Below are 26,521 nucleotides of genomic sequence, written 5' to 3' on the forward strand. Positions count from 1 at the left end.
CTTACGGAGCCACGGCACGCTGCGGAGCCCCGGTGCCTTACGGAGCCCCGCTGCCCCGCGGAGCCGCGGCGCCCTGCGGAGCCGCGGCGCCGTCGCCGGACGGTCGCAGCACCTCCAGCAGCGCCCGCAGCCGCGGTGAGGCCACCAGTTCCTCCAGCGGCACCGGCCGGCCCTCGCCGTCGGCGACCGGCAGGCGCCAGTTGGGGTACTGGTCCCAGGTGCCCGGCAGGTTCTGCGGGCGGCGGTCGCCGATGCCGTCCGGGAGCCAGACGCCGATCAGGCGGGCGGGGGTGCGCAGCAGGAAGCGGTGGACGGCGCGGATCTCCTCCTCCTCGTCGGAGCCGGGCGGTCCGGCGGCCGGGCTGTCCAGCAGGCCGAGGCTGCCGAGCAGGGCGAGCCACTCGGCGGTCTCGGCGGTGGCCTCGGCGCGTTCCTCGGCGGCCGAACGGGTGAGCAGGCCGAGGCGGTCGCGCAGGTCGACGTGGTCGCCGGTGAGCCGGGCGGCGGTGGGCGGCAGGTCGTGGGTGGTGGCGGTGGCGAGGCAGTCGGCGCGCCAGTGCTCGGGCGGCAGCGGGCGGCCGTCGCCCTCCCAGTCCCGTTCGAACCAGAGCACGGAGGTGCCGAGCACCCCGCGCCGCTGGAGCGTCTCGCGCACGCCGGGCTCGACCGTGCCGAGGTCCTCGCCGATGACGACGGCCCCGGCGCGGGTGGCCTCCAGGGCGAGGATCGCGAGCATGGCGTCGGCGTCGTGGCGGACGTAGGTGCCGTCGGTGGGCGGGCTGCCCTTGGGCACCCACCAGAGCCGGAACAGGCCCATGACGTGGTCGATGCGCAGGGCGCCGGCGTAACGGAAGAGGGCGCGCAGGAGCTCGCGGTAGGGGGCGTGGCCGGTGGCGGCGAGCCGGTCGGGGCGCCAGGGCGGCAGGCCCCAGTCCTGGCCTCGGGCGTTGAACGCGTCCGGCGGCGCGCCGACGGACATGCCGGCGGCGTACACGTCCTGCTGGGCCCAGGCGTCCGCGCCGGCCGGGTGGACGCCGACGGCCAGGTCGTGCACGATCCCGACGGGCATGCCGGCCTCGCGGGCGGCGCGCTGGGCGGCCCGGAGCTGGCCGTCGGTGAGCCAGGCCAGGCGGGCGTGGAAGTCCACCCGGTCGGCGAGCTCGGACCTCGCCCGCGCGGTGGCGGCCGAGCGGGGGTCGCGCAGGTCGCCGGGCCAGTGGTGCCAGTCGGAGCCGTGGAGTTCGGCGAGGGCGTTCCAGGTGGCGTGGTCGTCGAGGGCCTGGCCGTGGGCGGCGCGGAAGGCGTCGTAGGCGGCTTGGCGGCCGGGGCCGAGGGGGACGGCGAGGACGAGTTCCAGGGCCTCGCGCTTCAGTTCCCATACGGCGTCGCGGTCGATGAGGGCGCCCTTGTCGAGGACTGCGGCGCGCAGTCGTTCGGCGCGCCGCAGCAGCCCGGTCAGCCGGTCGCGGTCCTCGGTGTGGGCGAACTCGGGGATGTCCTCGATCCGCAGGTGGACGGGGTCGGGGAAGCGGCGGGAGGAGGGGCGGTACGGGGAGGGGTCGGTGGGGGCGCCGGGTACGGCGGCGTGCAGCGGGTTGACCTGGATGAATCCGGCGCCGGCGGTGTGCCCGGCCCAGCCGGCCAGCTCGGCGAGGTCGGCGAGGTCGCCCATGCCCCAGGAGCGGCGGGAGAGCAGGGAGTACAGCTGGACGAGGAGGCCGTAGGAGCGGCCGGGAGGGGCGGGCAGCCGGTCCGGGGCGACGACGAGACATGCCTCGCCGGTGCGCCCGTCGGGGGCGGTGGCGGTCAGCCGGTGGACGCCGAGCGGGAGGTCCCGGGTCTCCTCCCGGTGCTGCCCGTCCTCGGTCTCGACGCGCAGCCGGGTGCCGGCGGGCAGGGCGGTGAGGGCGGCGGGCGGCTCGGCTCCGGCCCACTGGACCACCGTCGGCGGCAGCAGGCGCTCGCGCAGTTCGCGTTCCCGGGCGGCGAGGGCGGTGCGGACGGTGTCCGGTCCGGTCGCGTCGACGCCGAGGGCGGCCAGGGCGGCGGTGACGGCGGCGGCGGGGACCTGGACGGTGCGGTCGGGGGCGGGCCGGTAGGCGGTGGCGACCCCGTGCAGCTCGGCGAGCCGGGCGAGGTCGGCGGAGGGCTGGCCGGGGGGCTCGTCGGGCGCCGCGGCCATCTACAGTCCCGGCGCGTAGCAGTCCGGGACCGGGTCCGACTCGCTGGTCAGCGGAGCGGCCTCGGCGAGCGGGGGCTCGCTGGTCAGCGGCTCGGCGTCGGGCAGCGGCGGCTCACTGGTCAGCGGCGCCTGCGCGCAGGCGCTCTCCGCGCTGAACGCGTGCAGCGGTGCCTCGTCGGTGACGGCGGACGGCTCCGCCACGGGTTTGGACGGGGCGGGGATCGTGAGACGAGCGGGTGCGGCCACGCGGGCCTCCTTGTCGGTGTGGGGGTGCTGCGGCTGTGGAGGGGTCAGGGCAGGCCTACCCAGCGAGCCCGGCGCCACGCCCGGGAAATCCGGTGCCGGGTGATCCGGCGCCGCACCGGTGATCGATAGAGGGGGTGTGAGACTGTTCCGCCCCATGGGGGGCCAGCGGGAGACGGACGACGGGGGCGGCGCGGACGCGGCCCTGCTGCGGGCCGTCGCGCAGGGCGACGCGGCGGCGATGGCCGCGCTGTACGACCGGCACGCCGGGTGGCTGCACGCGCGGCTGACGCGGCGGTGTGCCGACCCGGAGCTGGTGCGGGAAGTGCTGCAGGACACGTTCGTCACGGTGTGGCGGTCGGCGGCCGGGCACCGCGGGCACGAGGCCGGGGGCTGGCTGTGGACGATCGCGGCACGCCGGCTGGTGGACGCGCGGCGGGCGCAGGAGCGGGTCGTGCGGACCGCGGGGCCGCTGCCGGAGCCCGGGGCCGCTGGGCGGTACGAGCCGGCGGCCGCGCCGTCCGCCGAGGACCGGGTGCTGGCCGGGCTGGAGTACGGCGACGTCGGTACGGCGCTCGACCGGATCTCCCCCGAGCTGCGGGAGGTGCTGCGGGCGACGGTCGTCGACGGGCTGAGCACCCGGGAGGCGGCCCGGCTGCTCGGCATCCCGGAGGGCACGGTCAAGTCCCGGGCCCGCCGTGCCCGCGCCGAGCTGCGCGAGGCGCTCGACCGGTTGAACCCGTCCCCGCTGGGAGGTACGGCATGACGCACCGCAACGCGCATCTGTGGCACGCGGACGAGGACCTGGTCGCCCGCTATGCGGGGGGTGTCCTGCCGGAGCCGGACGCGTGGTCGCTGGAGAAGCATGTGGAGGGCTGCGCGGACTGCGCGTCCCGGGTGTCGGCCGCGGTGCGCGGTACGGCGGCGGGGGCGGTGCTCGCGCAGGTGCGGGCGGCGGTGCTGGAGTCGGCTCCGGTGCCGGCCGCGGCGGTCGGGCCGGGGTCCGCCGGGGCGGCCGGGCGGCCCGCGGCGTCCCGGCTCGCCCGGCTGCTGTGGGCGGCCGGGCCCGCGGTGCGCGGGGCGTGGCTGCCGGCCGTGCTGGGCGTGGCGGTGGCCGCGCCGGCCCTGTCGTACGGGGCCGGGTTCCCGGGTGCGCGGGCGCTGCTGCTGGCGGTCGCGCCGGTGGTGCCGGTCGCCGGGGTCGTCCTGTCCTACGGGCCGCACGCGGACCCCTTGCACGAGGTCACGGCGGCGACGCCGGGCGGCGGGCTGCGGCTGGCGCTCATCCGTACGGTCGCCGTGCTGGCGGTGAGCCTGCCGCTGCTGACCCTGACCGGGCTGCTGCTGCCGGCCTCGGGGGCGCCGGCCGCGGCGGCCTGGCTGCTGCCGGGGCTGGCGCTGGCGCTGGCCTCACTGGCGCTGGCGTCCTTCGTGGGGTGCCGGATCGCGGCCGGGGTGACGGGCGGCGGCTGGCTGTGCGCCGTGCTGTCACCGGTGGCCGTGGCGCCGGACGGGGCGCTGACCGCACGGCTGGCCGAGCAGCTCTCCCGCTGTCTGGACGGCACGGCCACGCAGGGTGTGTGGGCGTCGGCGGCCGTCCTGAGCGCGGCCCTGCTGACGGCCCGCCGCCCGGCGTACGACCGCCCGCTGCGGCCCTGAGCACGTCGTACGACCGTCCGTCGCGCCCGTGACGGCGCACTCCCCGCCGCCCCGCCGACCGCCCCGCCTCCTCACCCCGCTCACCACGTCCGGTGTCCGGCGAGCGGTCCGCGGCGGCTTCCTTCGAGCATTCCGATCCCGGGACCACCGACTGCCGTGGTCCCGTGCCCTCTCCTGGAGAGACCGATGAGTTCCATACGTGTGACCGGCCTGCGGGTCCGGCACCGCAAGACCCTCGCCCTCGACTCGCTGGACCTGACGCTCGGCACCGGTGTGCACGGGCTGCTCGGGCCGAACGGGGCCGGGAAGACCTCGCTGATCCGGGTGCTGGCCACGGTGGCACGGCCGGACGCCGGCCGGGTGGAGCTGCTCGGCGAGGACACCGCCGGCCACCGCGGCCTGGCCGGGGTCCGGCGCCGGCTGGGCTATCTGCCGCAGGACTTCGGTTACTACCCGGGGTTCACCGTGCGGGAGTTCGTGGCGTACGTGGCCTGGCTGAAGGACATGCCGGCCGCGCGGGTGCCGGCGGCCGTGGAGCGGGCGGTCGCCCGGGTCGGCCTCGCGGACCGGATCGACGCCAAGGTGCGGACGCTGTCCGGCGGCATGGTCCGCCGGGTGGGCATCGCGCAGGCCGTCGTCAACGACCCGGCCGTGCTGCTGCTGGACGAGCCGACCGCCGGTCTGGACCCCGAGCAGCGGGTGGAGTTCCGCGAGCTGCTGCGCGAGCTGGGCACCTCCGCGACCGTGGTGGTCTCCACCCACCTGGTGGAGGACGTGGCCGCCGCCTGCACGGAGGTCACGCTGCTGGACGCGGGCCGGATCGCGTACCGGGGCACGCCCGAGGCGCTCACCCGGCTCGGCGAGGCGTCCGACGGACCGGGCGACCATCCGATCGAACGCGGGTACACGGCGGCGCTGCGCGCGCACCGTGCGCCGGGTGCGCGGGAGGCGGTCCGATGACCCTCGTCACTGATCCCACGCATCCCACCGATCCCACGGATCCCACGGATCACAGCGATCTCAGTGATTTCACGGCAACGGAGGCGCCCGCGCGTGCGCCGCACCCGCTGCGCGCCGAGGCCGTACGCGGCTTCGCGCCCTGGGCCGGGGCGGCGGTGCTGACGGCGTTCGGCGCGATGCTCGCCGGCACGGCGGACCGCTGGCAGGGCGGGTGGGCGGAGACCGCCACCCAGGTGCACACGGCCATGCTGATCACCCTTCCGCTGGCCGCGGCGGCGGGCTGCTGGCAGGGCGGCCGGGAGCGGCGGCGCGGCACCGAGGAGCTGTGGCGTACGACCGTACGGCCGCCGCTGGCGCGCCTGCTCGCCCCGGCCCTGCCCGTCGCGCTCTGGGTGGCCGCCGGCTACCTGGTCACGGCGGCCCTGGCGCTGCTCGCCACCCGGCCCTACGCCCAGGGCGACCATCCGCACCTGGCCCTGCTTCCGGGGGACACGGTCGCCATGGCGGCGGGCGCGCTGGCCGGGCATGTGCTGGGCCGGGCCGTGCCCACCCGGCTGGCGGCCCCGCTGCTGGCGACGGCCGGGTACCTCGGGTTCGGCGTCCTGTCGGACGACGGCCCGGCCATGAACCACCCGCTCAGTCCCGCCACTCCCCTCCTGGTCGGCCAGCTGCCGGTGTGGTGGCAGCCGTGGGCCATGGCGGTGTGGACCGGCGGACTGGCGTGCGCGGCCGCGCTGGCGTACGCGGCCCGGCGCCGGGTGACGGCGCTGCTGCCGCTGGCCGCCGCGCTGGCCGCGGGGGCGCTGCTGGTACAGGCCGGCGACGGCCTGTGGCACACCGACCCGCTCGCCCGCCGGCAGGTGTGCGACACCTCCGGCACCCCGGCGGTGTGCGTGAACGCCCGGTACGCCGGGATGCTCCCGCAGGTCGGCGACGCCCTGTCGGGGGTCACGGGCAAGTTGGAGGGCGTGCGGAACCTGCCGGCGCGCTGGGCGGACCACGGCGGTGCCCTGCGCGGGGACGAGGCCCAGCTGCCGGCGATCACCCCGTTCGGCTGGTCGGCCGTGCGAGGGCGGCTGACCGATCCGGAGCAGTTCGCCTGGGAGGCCGTCGTCGCGCTCTCGGGGCGCGGCGACTGCTCCGAGGAGGCGGTGACCACCCGCGTACTGTGGGCGGACGACGCGGTGCAGTCGTACCTCGCGCCGAACGCCCTGCAGAAGAGCGGCAAGGTGCCCGGAAGCGGCCCTGCCGAGAAGCGCCGGATCCTCGCCACGCGGGCCAGGCTGGCCGGAATGGACGAACACCGCCGGCAGGAGTGGCTGTCGGCCTACTTCGCCGCGCGCGCCGGCTGTGACGCCAAGGGGGTGCCGGCCCTGTGACCGGTCTGCTGCTGTACGCCCGCTCCCGCGCCCTCCCCGCCACCCTGGCCGCGCTGGCCGCGACGGCCGCCTTCGCGGTCTGGGCGGCCGGCCGGCTGGACGCCTACGTCGATCCCGACCGCCGGGTGCCGGTCGTCGCCATGGCGCCGCTGCTGGCGTCCGCGGTGATCGGAGCGAGCCTGTACACGCCCTCGGACGAGCTGGACCGCACGGCCGTACACCGCTGGTGGCCGCGCCGTCTGACGCAGCTGGCCGGTCTTACCGCGCTGGCCGCCGTGCTGGTGACCCCGGCCGTGCTCGGCCATGCCGAGACCTTCGGCCCGCCCGCCGTGCTCCGCAACACCCTCGGCTGTACGGGCCTCACCGCGGCGGCGGCCGTACTCCTGGGCGCCCGCCTGAGCTGGCTCCCCGCGTTCGGCTACGTGACCGCCGTCTACCTGGGCTCCAACACGGCGCGCGGCCGGGCGGCGACGATCTGGGCGTGGCCGATGCAGCCGGGGGCGGCGCCGGGTGCGTGGGCGACGGCGGTGACGGCTTTCGTCCTGGGAGCCTCCCTGTACGCGGCACGCGGCGCCCGCCCGGAGGACGCCGGCGGCTAGGGCCGGGCCGGCCGGACCCGCCTGCACGCGTCGCACGGCCGCGACCGCCCCGGACACACAACCGGCCCGGACCGACTAGGCGGAGATACCGTCGATCCGGGCCAGAGCGTCATCCGCGCCGTAGGGCTGCAAGTACGGCAACCAGCGCGGGTCACGATGCCCCGTGCCGATGATCCGCCAGGCCAGTCCCGTCGGCGGAGCCGGTTTGTGCCGCAGTCGCCAGCCCAGCTCCACGAGGTGGCGGTCGGCCTTGACGTGGTTGCAGCGACGGCAGGACGCCACCACGTTGTCCCAGACGTGCTTGCCCCCGCGGCTGCGCGGGATGACGTGGTCGACGCTGGTTGCGACGCCACCGCAGTACATGCACCGGCCCCCGTCGCGTGCGAACAGCGCACGGCGGGTCAGAGGAACAGGCCCCCGGTAGGGGACCCGGACGAATCGCTTGAGCCGGACCACGCTGGGTGCGGGGAGGGTGACGGTTGCGCTGTGCATATAGGCGCCGGATTCCTCCAGGGAGACAGCCTTGTTCTCCAGGACGAGGACGAGCGCGCGGCGGAGCGGTACGACGCCGAGCGGCTCGTACGACGCGTTGAGGACCAGGACATGCGGCACGGGTGCCTCCTTGGGCGTCGGCGGCGCGTGGCTCGCGCCGGGACGAACTGCAGTCAGTCTCCCCTCATGCCTGGTGGAAGCGCCACCATGTCCCGGTAACGGGCTGGGAGTGTTTTCGACCACACCTGATTCATCCCCCGGATCATGGCCGGTTCAAGCCCGCGTGAGCCGTGTCTCTCCTGCGCGCCTCCTGTGCGGATCGGCACGAGGCACTCACAATGCCCCGTTAGTGTGGTGGTCCTGTCCGTCCGGTGACCTTTTCGTGACCTTGACCGCCCCGCCGGTACGGACCGCGCAGCACCTGGGAGGTACCTGCCGTGTCGTCCCTGCCCGCCGCCCTCTTGGCCGCCGGTGCATCGCCGTCCCCGTCCCCGTCGCCGTCGGGCTCCACGGCCCCTGCCGTGCCGACGCTCCAGGACGCCCAGGAGAGCGCGACGAACGCGGCGAGCTGGGTCGAGCAGAACTGGTCCACGTGGCTCGCGATGGGGTTGCAGATCCTGCTGATCGTGGTCGTGGCGGTCGCGCTGCGCGCGGTGGTGCGGCGGGCGATCACCCAGCTGATCGAGCGGATGAACCGCTCCGCGCCGACCGTGGAGGGCGGTGCGCTGGGCGGGCTGCTGGTCAACGCCGAGCGGCGGCGGCAGCGGGCGGCGGCGATCGGTTCGGTGCTGCGGTCGGTGGCGAGCTTCCTGATCCTCGGCACCGCCGCGCTGATGGTGCTGGGCACCTTCAAGATCAACCTCGCGCCGCTGCTGGCCTCGGCCGGTGTGGCCGGTGTGGCGATCGGTTTCGGCGCGCGGAACCTGGTCACGGACTTCCTGTCCGGCGTCTTCATGATCCTGGAGGACCAGTACGGCGTCGGGGACGTGATCGACGCGGGCGTGGCCACCGGCGAGGTGATCGAGGTCGGGCTGCGCGTGACCAAGCTGCGCGGTGACGGCGGGGAGATCTGGTACGTCCGCAACGGCGAGGTCAAGCGGATCGGCAACCTGTCGCAGGGCTGGGCGACGGCCGGGGTCGACGTGACCGTGAAGGCGAGCGAGGACCTGGACCGGGTCAAGGCCACGCTGGACGAGGTCGCCGAGAAGATGAGCAAGGAAGAGCCCTGGAACGAGCTGTTGTGGGGCTCGATCGAGGTGCTCGGCCTGGACTCGGTGCTGATCGACTCCATGGTGGTACGGGTCTCGGCCAGGACCATGCCCGGCAAGTCGGTCACCGTGGAGCGGGAACTGCGCTGGCGGATCAAGCGGGCGTTCGACGCGGCGAGCATCCGTATCGTCGGCGGCGCGACGGCCGTGGAGGACCAGGAGGACACCCCCGACCCGGCCGCCGCGGTAGCGGCTCCCTCGGCCTACTCCAACGCGGACTCCCCGCAGACGGCGGCGGCCTCCCCGATAGCCGCCCAGCGCCAGGCACCGCCCGGGAAGTAGCGGAACGGTTCGGCACGCACGTTCGAGTGAAGGGCGGGGCATTCCGGCGCACGGCGCGCACGGGGTGCCCCATCGTTCTGCCGGGGCGCCCGGCGTGGGCTTAGCCTGGCATCAGCGTGACGAGGAGAAGCGATGAGCGCCGAACCGATCATGGAGCCGGTCATGACGCAGGTGGACCCCATCGACCTGTTGAGCACGTTCGAAAAGGCGTCGCCGATGCCGATTCGACCGGAGTACGTCGAGGGGACCGCCATGGTGCCGCCGCAAGCGAACGACGACCACAACCACGGCGCCGGGGAGCTGTTCTACCAGTTCCGGTCAGCCGGAATCGAGCTCGTGGGCTTCGGCAACGGGTACCGCGCCGCCCACGGAGACGGCAAGACCATGGCCCTGATCATTCCGGACTTCTACGTCCGCCGTCGCAGGCCGACGGAACTCGACGAGTCGTACCGCAAGGCGAACAAGGGCTGGTACCCCATCGACATGATCGCCCTCGTCGGCGAGGTCACCTCGACCAACCACGAGACCGACACCGGACCCAAGTTCCGCACCTACGCCGCCGTCGGCATCCCCGTCTACGTCCTCATCGACCGCCACTCCCAGGCGGCCCACTGCTACACCGACCCCGTCCTCCCCGGCGACGACCCCACCGAGGCGTACTACGCTACCGACACCAAGGTCGACCTCGGCGAGCCGCTCCCCCTCCCGGCGCCGTACCCCACCCTCGACACGGCCCCGTTCGTCAGCGACTGACCGGCCCGCAGACCAGCTGGTGGGCCTCACGGACCCACGCCTCCCTGCCCGGGCCGGTGTCGCAGGACAGGGACGCGCCCTGGGTGCCGGTGAGCCAGGTCGTGACGGTGCCGTAGTGCGTACCGTCCGGGCAGCCGACGGCGAAGCTCGCGTCCACCACCTTCACGGCCTCCGCGGTGGCGAAGCGGCCGGCTCCGTCGAAGTCGATCCGGTCGGGGTGCCGGCGGTGGTGGGCCGTGTCCTCGCCCGGAGCCGTCAGGTCGCCCGTGTCGTAGCCCAGGTGCCGTGCGAGCGAGGTCATCGCCCGCCGCCGGGACAGCTCGACGCCGTTCGTCTGGATCGAGGCGACGACCGTGCGCACGGGCACGTTCCGGAACGTGGTCCACCCGTCGTCCTCGCCGACCGTCACCACCGGGGAGACACCGGTCAGCCGGATCTCCTGCCGTACCGCACCCCAGCGGAACGTGCCGGAGCCGCAGGACGGCGACGCAGAGCGCTTCGCGGAGGGCTTCGCCGAGGGCGCCGCCCGCGGCCCACCCGGTTGCTGCGCCGTACACGCCACCGCCCCCAGCAGCAGCACCGCCAGCGCCATCGCCCTCCGGCCGCTTCCCACCCGGTCTCCCCCAGTCTCGTCACGCGGCGCGGCGCCACGACCGCGGTCGCCCTGCACCCTCCCGGCCCGGGCGCGGAGCGGACACCGGCGGAAGTCCCATGACTCCCTGTCCCCCTCCCCGCCGCCCCCCAGCAGCCGTTCGTCGCTTGAATGTAGGCGCTCTGACCAGCGGAAACCACATCCGTGACGCAGTCGTGACGTGTCCACGCCTTCAGGTCGCCTTCACAAGAACCCCGCGTTCCGCCCACACGCGGTGATCCTCTAGGGTCGCCTCCACATCGGGCCCTCGTTCTGGTGCGCGACGTCGCCCGGGGCCCGTCTCGAAGTGGGGAAACATGCGAAAGCTCGCCATAGGCACCGCCCTGTCCGGTGCCCTGGCCCTGGCCGGCCTGGCCGCGCCCACCGCGTCGGCGACCGGTGCGCCGGACCTGACGTTCGCCGGCGTCACCGTGAACAAGGGCAAGCCGGTCGTGGTCGGCACCACCAAGGCCGTGAACGTGCCGGTGTCGTACACCCTGACCCGGCCGAAGAGCCTGGTCATCGACCAGAGGACGACGGTGCAGGCGGTGATCCTGTACCGCGGCACGCTGAAGTCGCTCGACAACGAGCTGGGTCCCCGCACTGCGCCGGTCTGCACGACCAGCGCCACGACGGACACGACCGTCACCGAGAGCTGCACCGAGACGATCACCGCCGTGCCGGACGAGGCGCTGTACGAGGCCGCCGACGCCGGCACCTGGAAGGCCGCCGGTGTCTACGCGCACAGCGACGGCAGCGTCTCGGACGACTACCTGCACAGCGAGAACGACGTCACCATGTGGGGCGGCCTCGCCTCGACGCAGATCAAGCGCGCCGCGCACCTGACCGCCGACGCCGCCCCGGAGCCCGTCGTCAAGGGCCGGACGCTCACCGTCAAGGGCAGGCTGACCCGCGCCAACTGGGCGACCGGCACGTACACCGGCTACCGGGACCAGAAGGCCGTCCTGCAGTTCAAGGCCGACGGCGGCGCGTACGCGAACGTCAGGACGATCACCTCCGGCACCGGCGGCGCCCTGTCCACCACCGTGAAGGCGACCGGGAGCGGCACCTACCGCTTCGTCTTCGCCGGTACGGCCACCACGGGCGCGAAGACCTCCGCCGGTGACCACGTCACCGTGAAGTAGTACCGGGCACTCCGCCACCGCGACGCCCCCGAGGTAACGACTCTGTTGCCTCGGGGGCGTTGTCTATTGACGCCCCCTTCGTCCTGGGCTTACGTTCCTCCCACCCGAATAGGAAAGTTTCCTAACAGTGATCTTCCGGCGGCCGGTGATCAAGACTGGACGTCGTCCCCGGGTCACTGAAAAGCTGGGCGGCTGGAAAGGCAGGTGTCGACCCCCATGGCAGGAACCGCCGGTACGCCGGGCACCCCGCGCGTCCTGCGCGCCATGAACGACCGCGCCGCCCTGGATCTGCTGCTGGAGCACGGCCCGCTCTCGCGCACCCGGATCGGCAAGCTCACCGGCCTGTCCAAGCCCACCGCCTCCCAGCTGCTGGCCCGTCTGGAGGCGGCGGGACTGGTCCGGCTCACCGGCACCAGCGAGGGCCGGCCGGGTCCCAACGCCCAGCTCTACGCGGTCAACCCGGCCGCCGCGTTCGCAGCCGGGCTCGACGTCACCCCGTACCGCATCCGCGCCGCGGTCGCCGACATCACCGGCCGCACGGTCGGCGAGTACGAGCTGCCCACCCCCGGAAGGCGCCCGGTGCGGTCCGTGGTCCGGCAGGTCACCGACGCCCTGGACGGGGCCGTCAAGGCCGCCGGGCTCGCCCGGTCCGACGTGCACCGGCTGGTCATCGGCACACCCGGCGCCTTCGACCCCAACACCGGGCGGCTGCGCTACGCCTCCCACCTGCCCGGCTGGCACTCCCCCGCGCTGCTCGACGACCTCGCCGCGGCGCTGCCGATGCCGGTGGAGTACGAGAACGACGTCAATCTCGTCGCCGTCGCCGAACAGCGGCTCGGCGCGGCCCGCGGCCACGCGGACTTCGTGCTGCTGTGGAACGAGGAGGGCCTCGGCGCCGCCCTGGTCCTCGGTGGCCGGCTGCACCGCGGCTGGACCGGCGGTGCCGGCGAGGTCGGTTTCCTGCCGGTGCCGGGCACCCCGCTGGTGCGGCAGGTCACCAAGGCCAACAGCGGCGGCTACCAGGAGCTGGCCGGCTCCCAGGCCCTGCCGAAGCTGGCCCGGGAACTCGGCGTCGAGGACGTGCCGTCGGGGCCGTACACCGAGGCCGCCACCACGCTCGTCGCCCGCGCCGCCGACCACGCGAGCGGCCCGCACCGGGAACTGCTCCAGACCTACGCCACCCGGCTGGCCACCGGTCTGGCCTCGCTCGTCTCCGTGCTCGATCCCGAACTCGTCGTCCTGAGCGGCTCCGCCCTGACGGCCGGCGGCGAGGTGCTGCGCGGCCTCGTCCAGGCCGAGCTGGAGGAGCTGGCCGCGGCCCGGCCCCGGCTGGTCGTCGGCGACGTCCGTGAACACCCCGTGCTGCGCGGCGCGCTGGAGTCCGCGCTCGCCGCCACCCGCGACGAGGTCTTCGACACCTCGCGCTGAGCGTCCCCTCCTTTCCCGACCCCGTCCCTGGGAGACCTCGCCATGCCCACAGCCATACCCGAAGTCGCCCGAAAAGCGGCTTTTGCCGTGACCGCCTCCGCCGTGCTCCTCACCGCCGCGTGTACCGGCCAGTCCGGCTCGGGTGCCACCGACGACCCGTCGAAGGACACGACGATCAACTTCTGGCACGCCTGGAGCGCGCCGAACGAGGTCAAGGCCGTCAAGTCGCTGGTCGCCGGCTTCGAGCACGCCCACCCCAACATCCACGTGAACATCGTCGGCAACATGACCGACGACAAGATCAACCAGGCGCTGCGGGCCGGCGGTGACAGAGCCCCGGACGTGATCTCCTCGTTCACCACCAACAACGTGGGCAGGTTCTGCTCCTCGGGCGCGCTGGTGGACCTGAACCCGTTCTTCGACAAGTCCGGGATCGACCCGGGGAAGACGTTCCCGAAGCCGATGAACGAGTACACCCGGTTCCACGGCAACCGCTGCACGGCGCCGCTGCTCGGGGACGCGTACGGGCTCTACTACAACAAGACGGCGTTCGCCAAGGCGGGCATCGCACATCCGCCGAAGACCTGGTCCGAATTCACGGAGGACGCCAAGAAGCTGACCGTCCGCCAGGGCGACGGGTACAAGCAGCTCGGTTTCATGCCGGACTACCACGGCTGGGAGTCCACCACAGAGCACTACCTCGGCCAGTTCTCGCCGACGTACTTCGACAAGAACGGCAAGTCGAACCTCGCCGAGGACCCCGCCTTCGAAAAGGGCTTCACGCTCCAGAAGAAGCTCGTCGACGAACTCGGCGGATTCCGGCGGCTGGAGAAGTTCCGGGCCACCCTCGGCGACGAGTGGGGCCCCAAGCACCCCTTCCACACCGGCCAGGTCGCCATGCAGCTCGACGGCGAGTGGCGGCTCGGCATGGTGGAGGAGGCCAAGCCGGACTTCGAGGTCGGGGTGGCCCCGCTGCCCGTCCCGGACGACCAGGCCGACCAGTACGGCAAGGGGTACATCACCGGCACCGTCGCGGGCATCGCCGCCACCAGCCACAAGCAGAACGCGGCCTGGGAACTGGTGAAGTACATGACCACGAACACGGACGCGGTGGTCGGCTTCGCCAACGACATCCACAACGTGCCCTCCACGCTGGCCGCGCTGAAGTCCCCGAAGCTGAAGTACGACCCACGGTTCAAGACCTTCCTGGACATCGCGGCCAACCCGCACTCCACCACGTCACCCGCCTCCGTCAACGGCGGGGTGTACCTGGTGACCATCCAGCAGCTCGGCTACGACTACGAGAGCGGAAAGCTGACCGATCTGAAGGCGGGGCTGAAGAAGGCGGCCGCACAGATCGACACGGACATCGCGCAGGCCCAGTGATGAGCGCCGTCACCCTCGCGTCGAAACGCCGGCGCTCGGCCCTGCGCACGCTCGCCTTCATGTCGCCGTGGCTCGTCGGTTTCGCGGTCTTCTTCGCCTATCCGCTGGTCTCCACGGTCTATTTCTCCTTCATGCACTACGACGGGTTCCGGCCGCCGCAGTGGAGCGGCGGGAAGAACTGGACGTACGTCTTCGAGCACTACCCGCTGTTCTGGCCCGCCCTGCGCAACACGCTGTGGCTGGTCGTGGTGATGGTGAGCCTCCGGGTGGTCTTCGGGCTCGGCGTCGGCCTGCTCATCACGAAGATCAAGACCGGGACGGGCGTCTTCCGCACCCTGTTCTACCTGCCGTACCTGGCCCCGCCGGTCGCGGCGACCATGGCCTTCGCGTTCCTGCTCAACCCCGGCACCGGCCCGGTGAACTCGATCCTGGAGAAGACCGGGCTGCCGGCGCCGGGCTGGTTCAACGACCCCGCCTGGTCCAAGCCCGCGCTGACCCTGCTGGCCCTGTGGGGCGTCGGCGACCTGATGGTGATCTTCATGGCCGCGCTGCTCGACGTACCGGCCGAGCAGTACGAGGCGGCGGAGCTGGACGGCGCCTCGGCATGGCAGCGGTTCCGGTACGTGACCCTGCCGAACATCTCCCCGATCGTGATGTTCGCCGTCGTCACCGGCGTGATCCAGACCATGCAGTACTACACCCAGCCGCTGGTCGCCGGGAAGGTCGCCTCCGGCGTGATCCAGGGCGCCGGCACCCAGTTCGAGCCCGGCTACCCCGACAAGTCCACGCTCACCCTCCCCCAGCTCGTCTACAACCTCGGCTTCCAGCGCTTCGACTACGGCTCGGCGTGCGTGGTCGCGCTGGTGCTGTTCGCCCTGTCGATGGCGTTCACCGCGCTGCTGATGCGGCGCCGGGGCGGCCTGATCCAGGCAGGTGACTGACCATGACGCACGTACTGGACCAGCCCGTGAAGCTCGCGCCGCCGGTCTCCGGGGACGAACGCACCGCCCGCCGCAGGGCGGTGCTGGAGTGGATCGCCGTCCACGCGCTCGGCGTCGCCGCCGCGCTGTTCTTCACCCTGCCGTTCGTGTTCGTGTTCCTCACCTCGCTGATGAGCGACAGCCAGGCCCTCAGCCGGGACCTGGTCCCGCACACCTGGGAGTGGAGCAACTACCGGAAGGTCCTCGACACCCCCGGCTTCCTCACCTGGTGGAGGAACACGCTGGTCTACGCCGGGCTCGGCACCCTGCTGACGGTGGTGTCCTCGATCCCCGTCGCGTACGCCCTCGCCAAGTTCCGCTTCCGGGGCCGCAACCTGTCGCTCATGCTGGTGATCTCGATGATGATGCTGCCGCCGCAGGTGGTCGTCATCCCGATGTACCTCTTCTGGGCGAAACAGCTGGACCTGTCCGGCACGCTGTGGCCGCTGATCGTCCCGATGGCGTTCGGGGACGCGTTCTCCATCTTCCTGCTGCGCCAGTTCCTGATGACGATCCCGAACGAGTACCTGGACGCGGCGAGGGTCGACGGCTGCGGTGACCTGCGGACCCTGCTGCGGGTGGTGCTGCCGATGGCGAAGCCCGGCATCGCCGCCGTGGCCCTCTTCCAGTTCTTCTACGCCTGGAACGACTACTTCGGCCCGCAGATCTACGCGTCCGAGAACCCCGGCGCCTGGACCCTGTCCTACGGCCTGGAGTCCTTCAAGGGCGCCCACCACACCGACTGGAACCTCACCATGGCCGCGACCGTGCTGGTCATGGCCCCCGTGATCCTCGTGTTCTTCTTCGCCCAGAAGGCGTTCGTCGAGGGCGTCACCCTCACCGGAGTAAAGGGTTGATCTGACTGTGAAACTCACCGTGGTCGGCGGCGGCTCGACCTACACGCCCGAACTCGTCGACGGCTTCGCCCGCCTGCGCGACACCCTGCCCATCGAGGAGCTGGTCCTGGTCGACCCGGCCGCGGACCGCCTGGAGCTGGTCGGCGGCCTGGCCCGCCGGATCTTCGCCCGGCAGGGCCACACCGGCCGGGTCGTCACCACCTCCGACCTGGACGCGGGGGTCGACGGCGCCGACGCCGTCCTGCTGCAGCTGCGCGTCGGCGGCCAGGCGGCCCGGGAGCAGGACGAGACCTGGCCGCTGGAGTGCGGCTGCATCGGCCAGGAGACCACCGGCGCCGGCGGCCTGGCCAAGGCCCTGCGTACGGTCCCGGTGGTCCTGGACATCGCCGAACGGGTCCGCCGTACCAACCCGCGCGCGTGGATCATCGACTTCACCAACCCGGTCGGCATCGTCACCCGCGCCCTGCTCCAGGCCGGGCACCGGGCGGTCGGCCTGTGCAACGTGGCCATCGGCTTCCAGCGGAAGTTCGCCGCCCTGCTGGGCACGACCCCGGCGGATGTGCACCTGGGGCATGTGGGCCTGAACCACCTCACCTGGGAAACAGGTGTGCGCCTGGGCGGTCCGGAAGGCGAGAACGTGCTGCCGAAGCTGCTGGCGGAGCACGGCGAGGCCATCGCCGACGACGTCCGCCTGCCCCGTCCCCTGCTGGACCGCCTCGGTGTGGTCCCGTCCTACTACCTGCGCTACTACTACGCGCACGACGAGGTCGTACGGGAGCTGCGCACCAAGCCCTCCCGCGCGTCCCAGGTCGCCGCCATGGAGCGGGAGCTGCTGGCGATGTACGGCGATCCGGCCCTGGACGAGAAGCCGGCCCTGCTCGCCCAGCGCGGCGGCGCCTACTACTCGGAGGCGGCCGTGGACCTGGCGGCGGCCCTGCTGGGCGGAGGCGGCAGCCCGTACCAGGTGGTGAACACGCTCAACCGGGGCACGCTGCCGTTCCTGCCCCACGACGCGGTGATCGAGGTGCAGGCGGCGGTCGGCCCGGCCGGCCCGGTCCCGCTGCCGGTCCCGGCCCTGGACCCGCTGCTCACCGGCCTGATCGCGAATGTCACGGGGTACGAGGAGCTGGCCCTGGAGGCGGCCCTGCGCGGCGGCCGCGACCGCGTCTTCCGCGCCCTGCTCGCCCACCCGCTGATCGGCCAGTACGCGTACGCCGACGCCCTCACCGACCAGCTGGTCGCACACAACCGGGAGCACCTCGCGTGGGCCTGACCGCACCCGACCCGCTGACGGTTCTCGCCGTCGACGCGGGCAACAGCAAGACCGACGTGGCCGTGGTCACCGGCGCCGGCGAGGTGCTGGCCACGGCCCGCGGCGGGGGCTTCCGCCCGCCCGCGGTGGGCGTGGCCGCGGCGCTGGACGCGCTGGCGGAACCGGTGGCCCGGGCGTTCGCGGACGCCGGGGTCACCGGGGTGACCCACGTCTCGGCCTGCCTGGCCAACGCCGATCTGCCGGTGGAGGAGGAGCAGTTGGCGGCCGCGCTGCACGCGCGCGCGTGGGGGGCGTCCGTGGAGGTCCGCAACGACACCTTCGCGATCCTGCGCGCGGGCGTCACCGAGCCGCGCGGGGTGGCGGTGGTGTGCGGCGCGGGCATCAACTGCGTGGGCATGCGCCCCGACGGCCGCACCGCCCGCTTCCCGGCCATCGGCCGGATCTCCGGTGACTGGGGCGGCGGCTGGGGCCTGGCGGAGGAGGCCCTGTGGCACGCGGCCCGCGCGGAGGACGGCCGTGGCGCGCCGACCTCGCTGGCCCGCACCCTCCCCGCGCACTTCGGCCTGCCCACGATGTACGCCCTCATCGAGGCCCTGCACCTGGAGCACGTGGACCACGCGCGCCGGCACGAGCTGGCCCCGGTCCTGTTCGCCACGGCGGCGGACGGCGACCCGGTGGCCCGGGCGATCGTCGCCCGGCTCGCGGAGGAGGTCACGGTGATGGCCACGGTCGCCCTGACCCGCCTGGACCTGCTGGACGAGCAGACCCCGGTCCTCCTCGGCGGCAGCGTCCTCACCGCCGGCCACCCCCAGCTGAACGACACGGTCCGCGAGCTGCTGGCCTCGCGCGCCCCCAAGGCCGACGTCCGCGTGGTCACGGCGAGCCCGGTCCTGGGCGCGGCCCTGCTGGGCCTGGACCGGCTGGGGGCGGGGGCCCAGGCACAGGAGCGGGCGCGGTCCCACTGGGAGGCGGGCTGATCCTGAGTCGTCGCACGGGTGGAGCCGGGCAACAATGTGACCAGAGGGACGGGCCCGATCTCGGGAGGCGTCATGAGCACTTCGGCCGAGCCAAGAGTGTCCGGTCTCGAGATCCGGTCCATCGACTACGTCCCCCTGGACGAGCGGCACGGCAAGCTCTGGCACCTGGGCCCGCTGTGGTTCATGTCCAACGCGCAGATCGCCACCCTGGCGGTCGGGCTGGTCAGCATCACCCAGGGCGGCAACCTCGTCTGGTCACTGCTGGCCATCGTCTCCGGCACCGTGATCGGCACCTTCTTCATGGCCTTCCACTCCGCGCAGGGCCCCCAGCTCGGGCTGCCGCAGATGATCCAGTCGCGGCCCCAGTTCGGCTACGTCGGCGCGCTGCTGGTGTGGCTGTTCGCCTACGTGCAGTACGCCGGGTTCAACGTCTTCAACAGCATCCTCGCCGCCGACTCCCTGCACACCACGCTGCACGGCGGCGTCCGGCTGTGGGTGATCGTGGTGACCGCCGTCGCGCTCGTGATCGCGCTGGTGGGCTACGACATCATCCACAAGGCCGAGCGGATCCTGACGTACACCTTCCTGGTGATCTTCGGGATCTTCACCGTGGGCGTCGCGGTCACCCTGCACTACCCGGCGGGCTCCTTCGACCTCGGCGGCTTCAAGTGGACGCCGTTCCTCGCGCAGTTCGGCGTGGTCGCGGGCTACCAGATCAGCTGGGCCATCTACGTCTCCGACTACTCCCGCTACCTCCCCCCGGACGTGACCGTCCGCAAGACCTTCTACTGGACCTACTTCGGCTCCGCGCTCGGCGGCATCTGGCTGATGGTGCTCGGGGCGCTGCTGGCGGCCTGGGCGGGCCCGAAGACCTTCCAGACGATCCCGGCGATCAACTCCGCGGGCGACAAGGTGTTCACCGGGTTCGGCGCCGTCGTACTGCTGTTCTCGGCCCTCGGTCTGGTCTCGGTGACCGCGCTGAACATGTACGGCGGGTCCCTCACGCTCATCAGCGCCATCGACTCGTTCAAACGGGTCCGGCCGACGCTCGCCGTACGGCTGGTCACCCTCGCCCTCACCGCGGCGCTCTCCCTGGTCGGCGCGCTGGCCGCGACGTCGAACTTCCTGGAGAACTTCGAGAACTTCCTGCTCCTGGTGCTGTACCTGTTCATCCCGTGGACCGCGGTGAACCTGATGGACTACTACGTGGTGCGCCGCGGGCACTACGCCGTCGCGGAGATCTTCAACCCGCACGGCATCTACGGCCGCTGGGGCTGGCACGGCATCGTCGCCTACCTCGTCGGCTTCGGCGCCATGATCCCGTTCTTCTCCGTCGGCACCCTGTTCCTCGGCCCCGCCGCGAAGGCGCTGGGCGGCGCCGACATCTCCCTCTTCGTCGGCCTCCCCGTCTCCGCCCTCCTGTACTGGTGGCTGAGCCGCTCGATCGACGTGGAGGCGGAGACCCGGCTGGCGGAGGCGGAGGCGGCGGCCCTGGAACAGGCGGCCCACGAGCACCGCGAGCCGTGAGGCCGTCCCCGGCCGGGCCGCCGCCCAGGGAACCGATCCCCCGCCACCAGCGTGTATCTGTACAGGGGGTGGTGCGTCCGCCGGCACGCGCCTCCGGCACACTGCGATCCGATCAAGATCGCGTGAAGGCCGGTGCGGAAGGCCGGTGCGGGCGGTGATACTGGGCGGCGAACGCATGACCATGGGGGAGGTCGAGTGACACACCCGCCGAAGAGCAGCGCGGCTCCACCGCCCGCCGGTGTGGCCGGTGTGGCCGGAGTCCTCGGCATCCCCGCTCAGCCCGGGCCGCCCGGGCTCCCCGCGCCCGCCGGTCCGGGGCTGCCGCCCGCGCGCCGGACCGCCTTCGCCGAGGGGGTCGAGCGGCTGCGCGCGGCCGCGACGACCGAGCCGGGGCGGCTGCGGATCATCGGCGCCGTCCTGGCGGTGCTGGTCGTCGCGTTCGGCGCGGTCACCGCCTGGCAGACCAGCGAACGCTCGGCGGCCGCCGACGACGTGCTGCACCGCAGCCAGCCGCTCAGTTTCGGCGCGGCCGGCATCTACCGGTCGCTGGCCGACGCCAACACCGCGGCCTCCAGCGGCTTCCTGGCGGGCGGCCAGGAGAACCCGGCGTCCAGGAAGCGGTACGAGAACGACATCCGGACCGCCGCCGCGGGCCTCGTCACCGCCGCCACCAACGCCGAGCCCGGCTCGGCCTCCGAGGCAACCATCGCCGACCTGAACCGGCTGCTGCCCGAGTACAAGGGCCTCATCGAGCGCGCCCGGACGTACAACCGGCAGGGCTATCCGGTGGGCGGCGCCTATCTGCGGTACGCCAACGAGAAGATGCAGAAGGAGATGCTCCCGGCGGCGGAGGCCCTCTACACCACGGAGAACCGGCGGCTGGACGCCGACTACGCGGACGCGACGCCGTACCCGTGGGCGGCGATCGCGCTCGGGCTGCTCGCCCTGGCCGCGCTCGGCTGGGCGCAGCACCGCATGTACCGGCGCACCAACCGGGTCCTCAACCACGGTCTGGTCGCCGCCACCGCCGCGACCACCGTCGCCCTGCTGTGGCTGGTCGTGGGCCACGCGGTCGCCCGGTCGGGCCTCGACGGCTCGTACGAGCACGGGATCCGCTCGCTCAACGTGCTGCACGACGCCCGGATCGCCTCCCTGAAGGCACGCGGCAACGAGAACCTGAGCCTGGTGTCGCGCGGCGCGGAGACCATCACGGTCGACGGCAGGCCGTACGACGCCTACTACTACGACTTCGACAAGGACATCGCCGTGCTCGGCAAGGGCCTGACCGAGGCGGCACGGCTCGCCGACGACCAGGGTGGCACCGCACCGGTCGAGGCGGCCGAGGGCAGCATGGCGGTGTGGAAGCAGCGTCACGCGGCCGCCCGGGCCGAGGACGAGAACGGCAACTACCAGCAGGCGCTGGACAAGGTGATCGGCGCGAAGGGCGCGACCGCCGAGTGCTTCGACAGCGTCGACCGCAGTCTCGCGCGGGCCATCGGGCACGAGCGGGCCGAGTTCAAGCAGGCCGCCGGGGACGGGCGGGACGCCATGACCGGGCTGCCGGTGGGCGCCGCCGTCCTCGCGGTACTGGCCGCGGCGGGCGCCGTCGCCGGCATCGGCCGCCGACTTTCGGAGTACCGGTGACAAGGGGCGGGGCGATGTACGTGAGCCGTGCACGGGCCTCCCTGCGAGGCTGGGGCGGGGTCGCCGCCATGGCGGTGCTGTGCGCGCTGGCGCTGGCGTGCGTCCTGCTGCTGCCGTGCACCCAGCGGGCGCCGGACGAGCCGGCCCGGGCCGGGCAGAAGTCCGCCACCGGCATCCAGGCCCGCGCCGACGGCTGCGTGGACTCCGAGGCACACCGGCAGACGCTCGCCCCGTCCGGCGCGGACGGCCCGACGATCGAGGCCATCAAGGCCCGTACGGGCGCCAAGCGCAAGCTGATCGTCGGTGTCGACCAGAACGGCTACCGCTGGGGCTACCGCAACCCGAACACCGAGGGCGCCCAGTTGGAGGGCTTCGACATCGACCTCGTCCACCACATCGCCGCGGACATCCTCGGCGACCCGGACGCGGTGCAGTTCAAGGCGATACCGACCAGCCAGCGCATCGCGGCGATCGAGGACGGGCGGGTGGACATGGTGGTGCGCACCATGACGATCACCTGTGACCGGCTCCGCCACGTCGCCTTCTCCGCGCCGTACTTCAAGACCGGCCAGCAGGTCCTCGCGCCCAAGTCGTCCCCGATCACGGGCTACGACGACTCGCTGGCGCACAAGAAGGTGTGCACGGCGGCCGGTTCGACGACGTACACCAAGCTGGCCGCCGACCGGAAGGAGGGCCGGCTGCCCGCCTCCACGGACATCTCCACCACCGTCCCGAACCAGCTCGACTGCCTGGTCCGGCTGCAGCTCGGCGAGGTGGACGCGGTGGTGACCGACGGCGCGCTCGCCGCGAGCCAGGCCGCCCAGGACCCGACCGTCGAACTCAAGGGCAAGCCGTTCACGACCGAGTACTACGGAGTGGCGATGAAGAAGGACGCGGACGATCTGGTACGCCGGGTCAACCGTGTTCTGGTGGACTACCGCGCACAGGGCTGGCAGACGTCGTACGACGACTGGCTGTCGGCGACACTGGGCAGGGATGCGTCCGCGTCGAAGCCGCCCGCGCCGCAGTACCTGCGCGGCAGTTGAGCCGTACCCGACCGGAAAAGACAGCGAGCGAGAGGTGATCGATGGGCGTCACGGACCCCGCCGGGCCGGTGATGGACCGGGACGAGGTGGACCGTGCGCTGGCGCGGCTCGGCCAGGAGCACGAGGCGATCGAGACCTCGCTGCTGGCCCTGCAGGACCACGCGGGCCGCAGACTCCTCGAAGGCGCGGAACTGACCGGTGTCACCAAGGAGCGCTGGCAGGCGACGGAGGTGCAGATCACCCAGCTGTGGGCGTACTTCGACGCCTACACGGCCGCGCTGCGCGGCGCCCGGGAGATCCGCGCCCGGCGCCGCTGGTCCAGCCGGGAGGACCTGGCGGAGCTGACCGGGCTGCTGCGCGGCGAGTGCGTGACCGTCCCCGGCGGCGGGCGGGGCAGGCTGAGCGAGACGTTCTCGCTGTCCGCGCTGGTGGACCGGATGAACGAGCTGTACGCGGCCGGCCTGGACGTGATCGTCGCCGCCGACGCGGTCTGGTCGGCGCTGCCCGCGCGGATCGATTTACTCGCCGCGGAACTTAAGCGCACCCGGCAGCTCGCGCACTCGGTCGGGGTGCGCCCCGGCGAGCACCCGGCCGGCGACGACCTGGAGCGGATCACCCGCACGCTGACCCGGCTGCGCGCGGACGTCGTCTCCGACCCGCTCGCCTTCTGGGTGCCGGCCGAGGGCAGTTCGGCGCCCGGCGGCGGACGTCCGGACACGACGGTGTACGACCGTGAGGCGCGCGCCCTGGAGGACGTACGGCGGGAGATCGACGCCGTGCTGACGGTGCGCCAGGACGCGGAGGCACGGCTGATCCGGCTGCGGGACGTGCTCTCGCGCGCGGACCGCACCCTCGCCGAGGCCCGTACCGCGCGCGGCGAGGTGCTGGCGAAGATCGCCGCGACCGAGGTGCCGGTGGTGAGCGGTCCGCCGACCGCGCTGCAGGAGCAGCTGGCGGCCGCGGCCGAGTACCGCAGGCAGGCCCAGTGGCACCGGCTCTCCCCGCTGCTGGAGGCGCTGGAGGAGAAGGCGGAGGACGAACTGCTGCGCGCCCGCGAGTCGTTGACCGCGGTCACCGCGCCGCTCGCGGTCCGCGCCGAGCTGCGCGGCCGGCTGGACGCCTACAAGGCGAAGGTCGCCCGGCACGGGCTGGCGGAGGACCCGCTGCTGGTCGAGCGGTACGACGCGGCCCGCCGCATGCTGTGGAGCGCGCCCTGCGACCTGCGCGTGGCAGAGCAGGCCGTGCTGCGCTACCAGCAGGCGGCGGCCGAACTGCTCGGCGGCGCGAGCGCGCCGGAGGACACCCGGGGGGACCACAAGGGGGAAGGCTCATGAGTCAGCCGGGGCAGACCTGCCAGCGGCCGGGCTGCGAAGGGTTGTACGAGGACGTCGGCGGCGGCGAGCTGTACTGCGACACGTGCGGTCTCGCGCCCGTGGTGTCGGCCGGGGGCCCCTCCTCCGGGGACGGCACGGTGGGCTCGCCGCCCACCGGGATCACCCGGGCGGCGTCCGACAGCGGCGGTTCGGGCAGCTCCCGTACGTCCTCGCAGTCGTCGCGGTCGCGCCGCTCGGTCTCCGGGCGGCTGTCCCGCTCGCTGTCGGGCAAGTCCACCGGCCGCTCGGTGTCGGTGCGCAGCTCCGGCTCCTCCTCCGGCGCGTCCACGCGCGGGCGGCTGGGCGCCGGGCTGGTCTCCGTGCCGCAGGTGCCGCGGCCCGACCCGCGCGCGATGGTGCTGGAGAACCCGGAGGTGCCCGAGCGGAAGCGGTTCTGCTCCCGGTCGGACTGCGGGGCGCCGGTCGGCCGGGCCCGGGGTGACCGGCCGGGCCGCACGGAGGGGTTCTGCACCAAGTGCGGGCACCCGTACTCCTTCGTGCCCAAGCTGAAGGCCGGGGACATCGTGCACGGCCAGTACGAGGTGGCGGGCTGCCTCGCGCACGGCGGGCTCGGCTGGATCTACCTCGCCGTGGACCGGGCCGTCTCCGACCGCTGGGTGGTGCTCAAGGGCCTGCTGGACACCGGCGACCAGGACGCGATGGCCGCGGCGATCTCCGAGCGGCGGTTCCTCGCGGAGATCGAGCACGCCAACATCGTGCGGATCTACAACTTCGTGGAGCACCTGGACCAGCGCACCGGCTCCCTCGACGGCTACATCGTCATGGAGTACGTCGGCGGCAAGTCCCTGAAGGAGATCGCCAACGCCCGCCGCGCGCCCGACGGACGGCGTGATCCGCTGCCGGTGGAGCAGGCGTGCGCCTACGGCATCGAGGCGCTGGAGGCGCTCGGCCATCTGCACAGCCGGAACCTGCTGTACTGCGACTTCAAGGTCGACAACGCCATCCAGACCGAGGACCAGCTCAAGCTGATCGACATGGGCGCGGTCCGCCGGATGGACGACGACGAGTCGGCGATCTACGGCACGGTCGGCTACCAGGCGCCGGAGGTCGCCGAGACCGGCCCGTCGGTGGCCAGCGACCTGTACACGGTGGGCCGTACGCTGGCCGTGCTGACCTTCGACTTCCAGGGCTACACGAACGTCTACGCGGACTCCCTGCCCGACCCGGACAGCATCGAGGTCTTCCGCCGGTACGAGTCCTTCTACCGGCTCCTGGTCCGCGCCACCGACCCCGATCCGGCCCGCCGGTTCGCCTCCGCGCAGGAGATGGCCGAGCAGCTGACAGGTGTGCTGCGGGAGGTCGTCGCACTCCAGACCGGGCAGCCGCGGCCCTCGCTGTCGACGCTGTTCGGCCCGGAGCTGAAGGTCACCGACACGGAGCTGTTCCCGCGGCTGGACGCGGACGTGTCCCGGCTGGGCGCACGGCCGGCGCGGAAGGCGGAGCCCGCCGTGCCCGCCCCTGCCCCGCCGGCCCTCGTCAAGCCCGTCGACACCCCGGCCGCCGCGCTCGCCCTGCCGGTGCCGCTGGTCGACCCGAGCGACCCGAACGCCGGTTTCCTGGCGGGCCTGCCGGCGTCCGCACCGGCCGAGCTGGTGACCGCGCTGGCCGCCGCGCCCGCGCAGACCGTGGAGACCCGGCTCCGGCAGATCCGCGCCCGGCTGGAGAGCGGCGACCACCAGGGCGCGGCGATGAGCCTCGCCAAGCTGGACGAGGAGCGGCCGGACGACTGGCGGGTGGTGTGGTACCGGGGCGTGGCCGCCCTGGTCACCGGCGACTTCGAGGGCGCCGCGCTCGCCTTCGACGCGATCTACGACGCCTTCCCGGGCGAGGCCGCGCCGAAGCTGGCGCTCGGACTGTGCGCGGAGGTGCTCGGCCAGCTGGACAACGCGGCCGAGTACTACCGGCTGGTGTGGACGACCGACCCGAGCTTCGTGAGCGCCGCGTTCGGGCTGGCCCGGGTGCAGCTGGCGGCCGGGGACCGGCGGGAGGCCGTACGGACGCTGGAGTCGGTGCCGGAGTCCTCCATCCACTACACGGCCGCCCGCGTCGCCGCCGTCCGGGCCCGGATCGCCCGGCGCACGGCGGACGCGGGTGACGTGCCGTTGCTGGACGACCTGACGGCCGCCGCGGGCCAGGTCGAGGCACTCCAGGCCTACGGCCTGGACCCGGCGCGGCGCGAGCGGTTGTCGGCGGAAGTACTCGGCTGCGCGCTGGACTGGATACTCTCCGGGGGTCAGGGCACCGGGCCGGCCGTCGGAGGCCGGGTGCTCCTGGGCAGCGGTCTGGACGAGCGGGGTCTCCGCTTCGGCCTGGAGCGCGCCTATCGCACGCTGGCCCGGCTGGCGACCGGCGGCGAGGAGAGGATCGAGCTGGTGGAACGGGCCAACCGTTACCGCCCCCGGACGTGGGTGTAGTC

23 protein-coding genes are annotated in these 26,521 nt (G+C 73.3%); 19 read left to right on the top strand and 4 right to left on the bottom strand.

Annotation, left to right across the window (positions count from 1 at the left end):
* Positions 1 to 37: 37 nt before the first annotated feature.
* Both malQ and S1361_RS14640 read right to left on the bottom strand, forming a co-directional pair.
* A complete protein-coding gene (gene malQ / locus S1361_RS14635) occupies positions 38 to 2,182 on the bottom strand; it encodes a 4-alpha-glucanotransferase (RefSeq protein ID WP_208032286.1) in 2,145 nt (714 codons plus the stop codon).
* A complete protein-coding gene (locus tag S1361_RS14640) occupies positions 2,183 to 2,428 on the bottom strand; it encodes a hypothetical protein (RefSeq protein ID WP_208032287.1) in 246 nt (81 codons plus the stop codon). It abuts the gene before it with no gap.
* Between the two features lie 154 nt (positions 2,429 to 2,582).
* Here S1361_RS14640 and S1361_RS14645 point away from each other — a divergent pair, with 154 nt between their 5' ends.
* The 5 genes from S1361_RS14645 to S1361_RS14665 all read left to right on the top strand — a co-directional run bounded on the left by S1361_RS14645 (position 2,583) and on the right by S1361_RS14665 (position 7,022).
* Entirely contained in the window at positions 2,583 to 3,191 is a 609-nt protein-coding gene (locus S1361_RS14645; RefSeq protein ID WP_208032288.1) for an RNA polymerase sigma factor, read from the top strand.
* Positions 3,188 to 4,084, top strand: coding sequence for a zf-HC2 domain-containing protein (locus S1361_RS14650; protein ID WP_208032289.1), 897 nt, complete (start codon positions 3,188 to 3,190; stop codon positions 4,082 to 4,084). The genes S1361_RS14645 and S1361_RS14650 overlap by 4 nt, the downstream gene beginning before the upstream one ends.
* A 186-nt stretch (positions 4,085 to 4,270) precedes the next feature.
* On the top strand, positions 4,271 to 5,044 hold the full coding sequence (locus S1361_RS14655; protein ID WP_208032290.1) for an ABC transporter ATP-binding protein: 774 nt from the start codon (positions 4,271 to 4,273) through the stop codon (positions 5,042 to 5,044).
* Positions 5,041 to 6,423, top strand: a complete 1,383-nt coding sequence (locus tag S1361_RS14660) for a hypothetical protein (RefSeq protein WP_243769174.1) — start codon at positions 5,041 to 5,043, stop codon at positions 6,421 to 6,423. Before S1361_RS14655 ends, S1361_RS14660 begins: the two co-directional genes overlap by 4 nt.
* The gene (locus tag S1361_RS14665) at positions 6,420 to 7,022 is read left to right on the top strand and encodes a hypothetical protein (RefSeq protein WP_208032291.1); all 603 of its coding nucleotides are present in this window, start codon (positions 6,420 to 6,422) and stop codon (positions 7,020 to 7,022) included. The genes S1361_RS14660 and S1361_RS14665 overlap by 4 nt, the downstream gene beginning before the upstream one ends.
* Positions 7,023 to 7,097: 75 nt before the next feature.
* Here S1361_RS14665 and S1361_RS14670 read toward each other — a convergent pair whose 3' ends face one another.
* Positions 7,098 to 7,634, bottom strand: coding sequence for an HNH endonuclease (locus S1361_RS14670; protein ID WP_014672759.1), 537 nt, complete (start codon positions 7,632 to 7,634; stop codon positions 7,098 to 7,100).
* Between the two features lie 317 nt (positions 7,635 to 7,951).
* Here S1361_RS14670 and S1361_RS14675 point away from each other — a divergent pair, with 317 nt between their 5' ends.
* Together S1361_RS14675 and S1361_RS14680 are read left to right on the top strand one after the other, a co-directional pair.
* A complete protein-coding gene (locus S1361_RS14675; protein WP_208032292.1) occupies positions 7,952 to 9,064 on the top strand; it encodes a mechanosensitive ion channel family protein in 1,113 nt (370 codons plus the stop codon).
* A gap of 132 nt (positions 9,065 to 9,196) precedes the next feature.
* Positions 9,197 to 9,817, top strand: a complete 621-nt coding sequence (locus S1361_RS14680; RefSeq protein WP_208032293.1) for a Uma2 family endonuclease — start codon at positions 9,197 to 9,199, stop codon at positions 9,815 to 9,817.
* On the opposite strand, the gene S1361_RS14685 is transcribed toward S1361_RS14680, so the two are convergent.
* Positions 9,807 to 10,430 carry a hypothetical protein gene (locus tag S1361_RS14685; protein ID WP_208032294.1) on the bottom strand — a complete coding sequence of 208 codons (624 nt, stop codon included), beginning with the start codon at positions 10,428 to 10,430 and terminating at the stop codon, positions 9,807 to 9,809. The two genes, S1361_RS14680 and S1361_RS14685, sit on opposite strands and share 11 nt — an antisense overlap.
* 335 nt (positions 10,431 to 10,765) lie before the next feature.
* Here S1361_RS14685 and S1361_RS14690 point away from each other — a divergent pair, with 335 nt between their 5' ends.
* From S1361_RS14690 to S1361_RS14745, 12 genes are all read left to right on the top strand, one after another.
* A complete protein-coding gene (locus S1361_RS14690) occupies positions 10,766 to 11,593 on the top strand; it encodes a hypothetical protein (RefSeq protein ID WP_208032295.1) in 828 nt (275 codons plus the stop codon).
* A gap of 216 nt (positions 11,594 to 11,809) precedes the next feature.
* Positions 11,810 to 13,021 (top strand): ROK family transcriptional regulator, encoded by a 1,212-nt coding sequence (locus tag S1361_RS14695; protein WP_208032296.1) that lies wholly within the window; start codon positions 11,810 to 11,812, stop codon positions 13,019 to 13,021.
* Positions 13,022 to 13,063: 42 nt separating this feature from the next.
* Entirely contained in the window at positions 13,064 to 14,407 is a 1,344-nt protein-coding gene (locus tag S1361_RS14700; protein WP_208032297.1) for an ABC transporter substrate-binding protein, read from the top strand.
* Positions 14,407 to 15,348 (top strand): carbohydrate ABC transporter permease, encoded by a 942-nt coding sequence (locus tag S1361_RS14705; RefSeq protein ID WP_208032298.1) that lies wholly within the window; start codon positions 14,407 to 14,409, stop codon positions 15,346 to 15,348. Before S1361_RS14700 ends, S1361_RS14705 begins: the two co-directional genes overlap by 1 nt.
* A gap of 2 nt (positions 15,349 to 15,350) precedes the next feature.
* Entirely contained in the window at positions 15,351 to 16,244 is an 894-nt protein-coding gene (locus tag S1361_RS14710) for a carbohydrate ABC transporter permease (protein ID WP_208032299.1), read from the top strand.
* Positions 16,245 to 16,251: 7 nt separating this feature from the next.
* The gene (locus S1361_RS14715) at positions 16,252 to 17,517 is read left to right on the top strand and encodes a 6-phospho-beta-glucosidase (RefSeq protein WP_208032300.1); all 1,266 of its coding nucleotides are present in this window, start codon (positions 16,252 to 16,254) and stop codon (positions 17,515 to 17,517) included.
* Positions 17,508 to 18,494 carry an N-acetylglucosamine kinase gene (locus S1361_RS14720; RefSeq protein ID WP_208032301.1) on the top strand — a complete coding sequence of 329 codons (987 nt, stop codon included), beginning with the start codon at positions 17,508 to 17,510 and terminating at the stop codon, positions 18,492 to 18,494. Before S1361_RS14715 ends, S1361_RS14720 begins: the two co-directional genes overlap by 10 nt.
* A 72-nt stretch (positions 18,495 to 18,566) precedes the next feature.
* On the top strand, positions 18,567 to 20,021 hold the full coding sequence (locus S1361_RS14725) for a purine-cytosine permease family protein (protein WP_208032302.1): 1,455 nt from the start codon (positions 18,567 to 18,569) through the stop codon (positions 20,019 to 20,021).
* Positions 20,022 to 20,216: 195 nt separating this feature from the next.
* Positions 20,217 to 21,665: a hypothetical protein gene (locus S1361_RS14730; protein WP_425086605.1), complete on the top strand. Its 1,449-nt coding sequence runs from the start codon at positions 20,217 to 20,219 to the stop codon at positions 21,663 to 21,665.
* A gap of 14 nt (positions 21,666 to 21,679) precedes the next feature.
* Complete coding sequence (locus tag S1361_RS14735) at positions 21,680 to 22,711, top strand: glutamate ABC transporter substrate-binding protein (RefSeq protein WP_208032303.1); 1,032 nt, start codon at positions 21,680 to 21,682, stop codon at positions 22,709 to 22,711.
* Between the two features lie 41 nt (positions 22,712 to 22,752).
* The gene (locus tag S1361_RS14740; protein WP_208032304.1) at positions 22,753 to 24,045 is read left to right on the top strand and encodes a coiled-coil domain-containing protein; all 1,293 of its coding nucleotides are present in this window, start codon (positions 22,753 to 22,755) and stop codon (positions 24,043 to 24,045) included.
* Positions 24,042 to 26,519, top strand: coding sequence for a serine/threonine-protein kinase (locus S1361_RS14745; protein WP_208032305.1), 2,478 nt, complete (start codon positions 24,042 to 24,044; stop codon positions 26,517 to 26,519). The genes S1361_RS14740 and S1361_RS14745 overlap by 4 nt, the downstream gene beginning before the upstream one ends.
* Positions 26,520 to 26,521 lie beyond the last annotated feature (2 nt).

This window comes from Streptomyces cyanogenus (assembly GCF_017526105.1).
Taxonomy (GTDB): domain Bacteria; phylum Actinomycetota; class Actinomycetes; order Streptomycetales; family Streptomycetaceae; genus Streptomyces; species Streptomyces cyanogenus.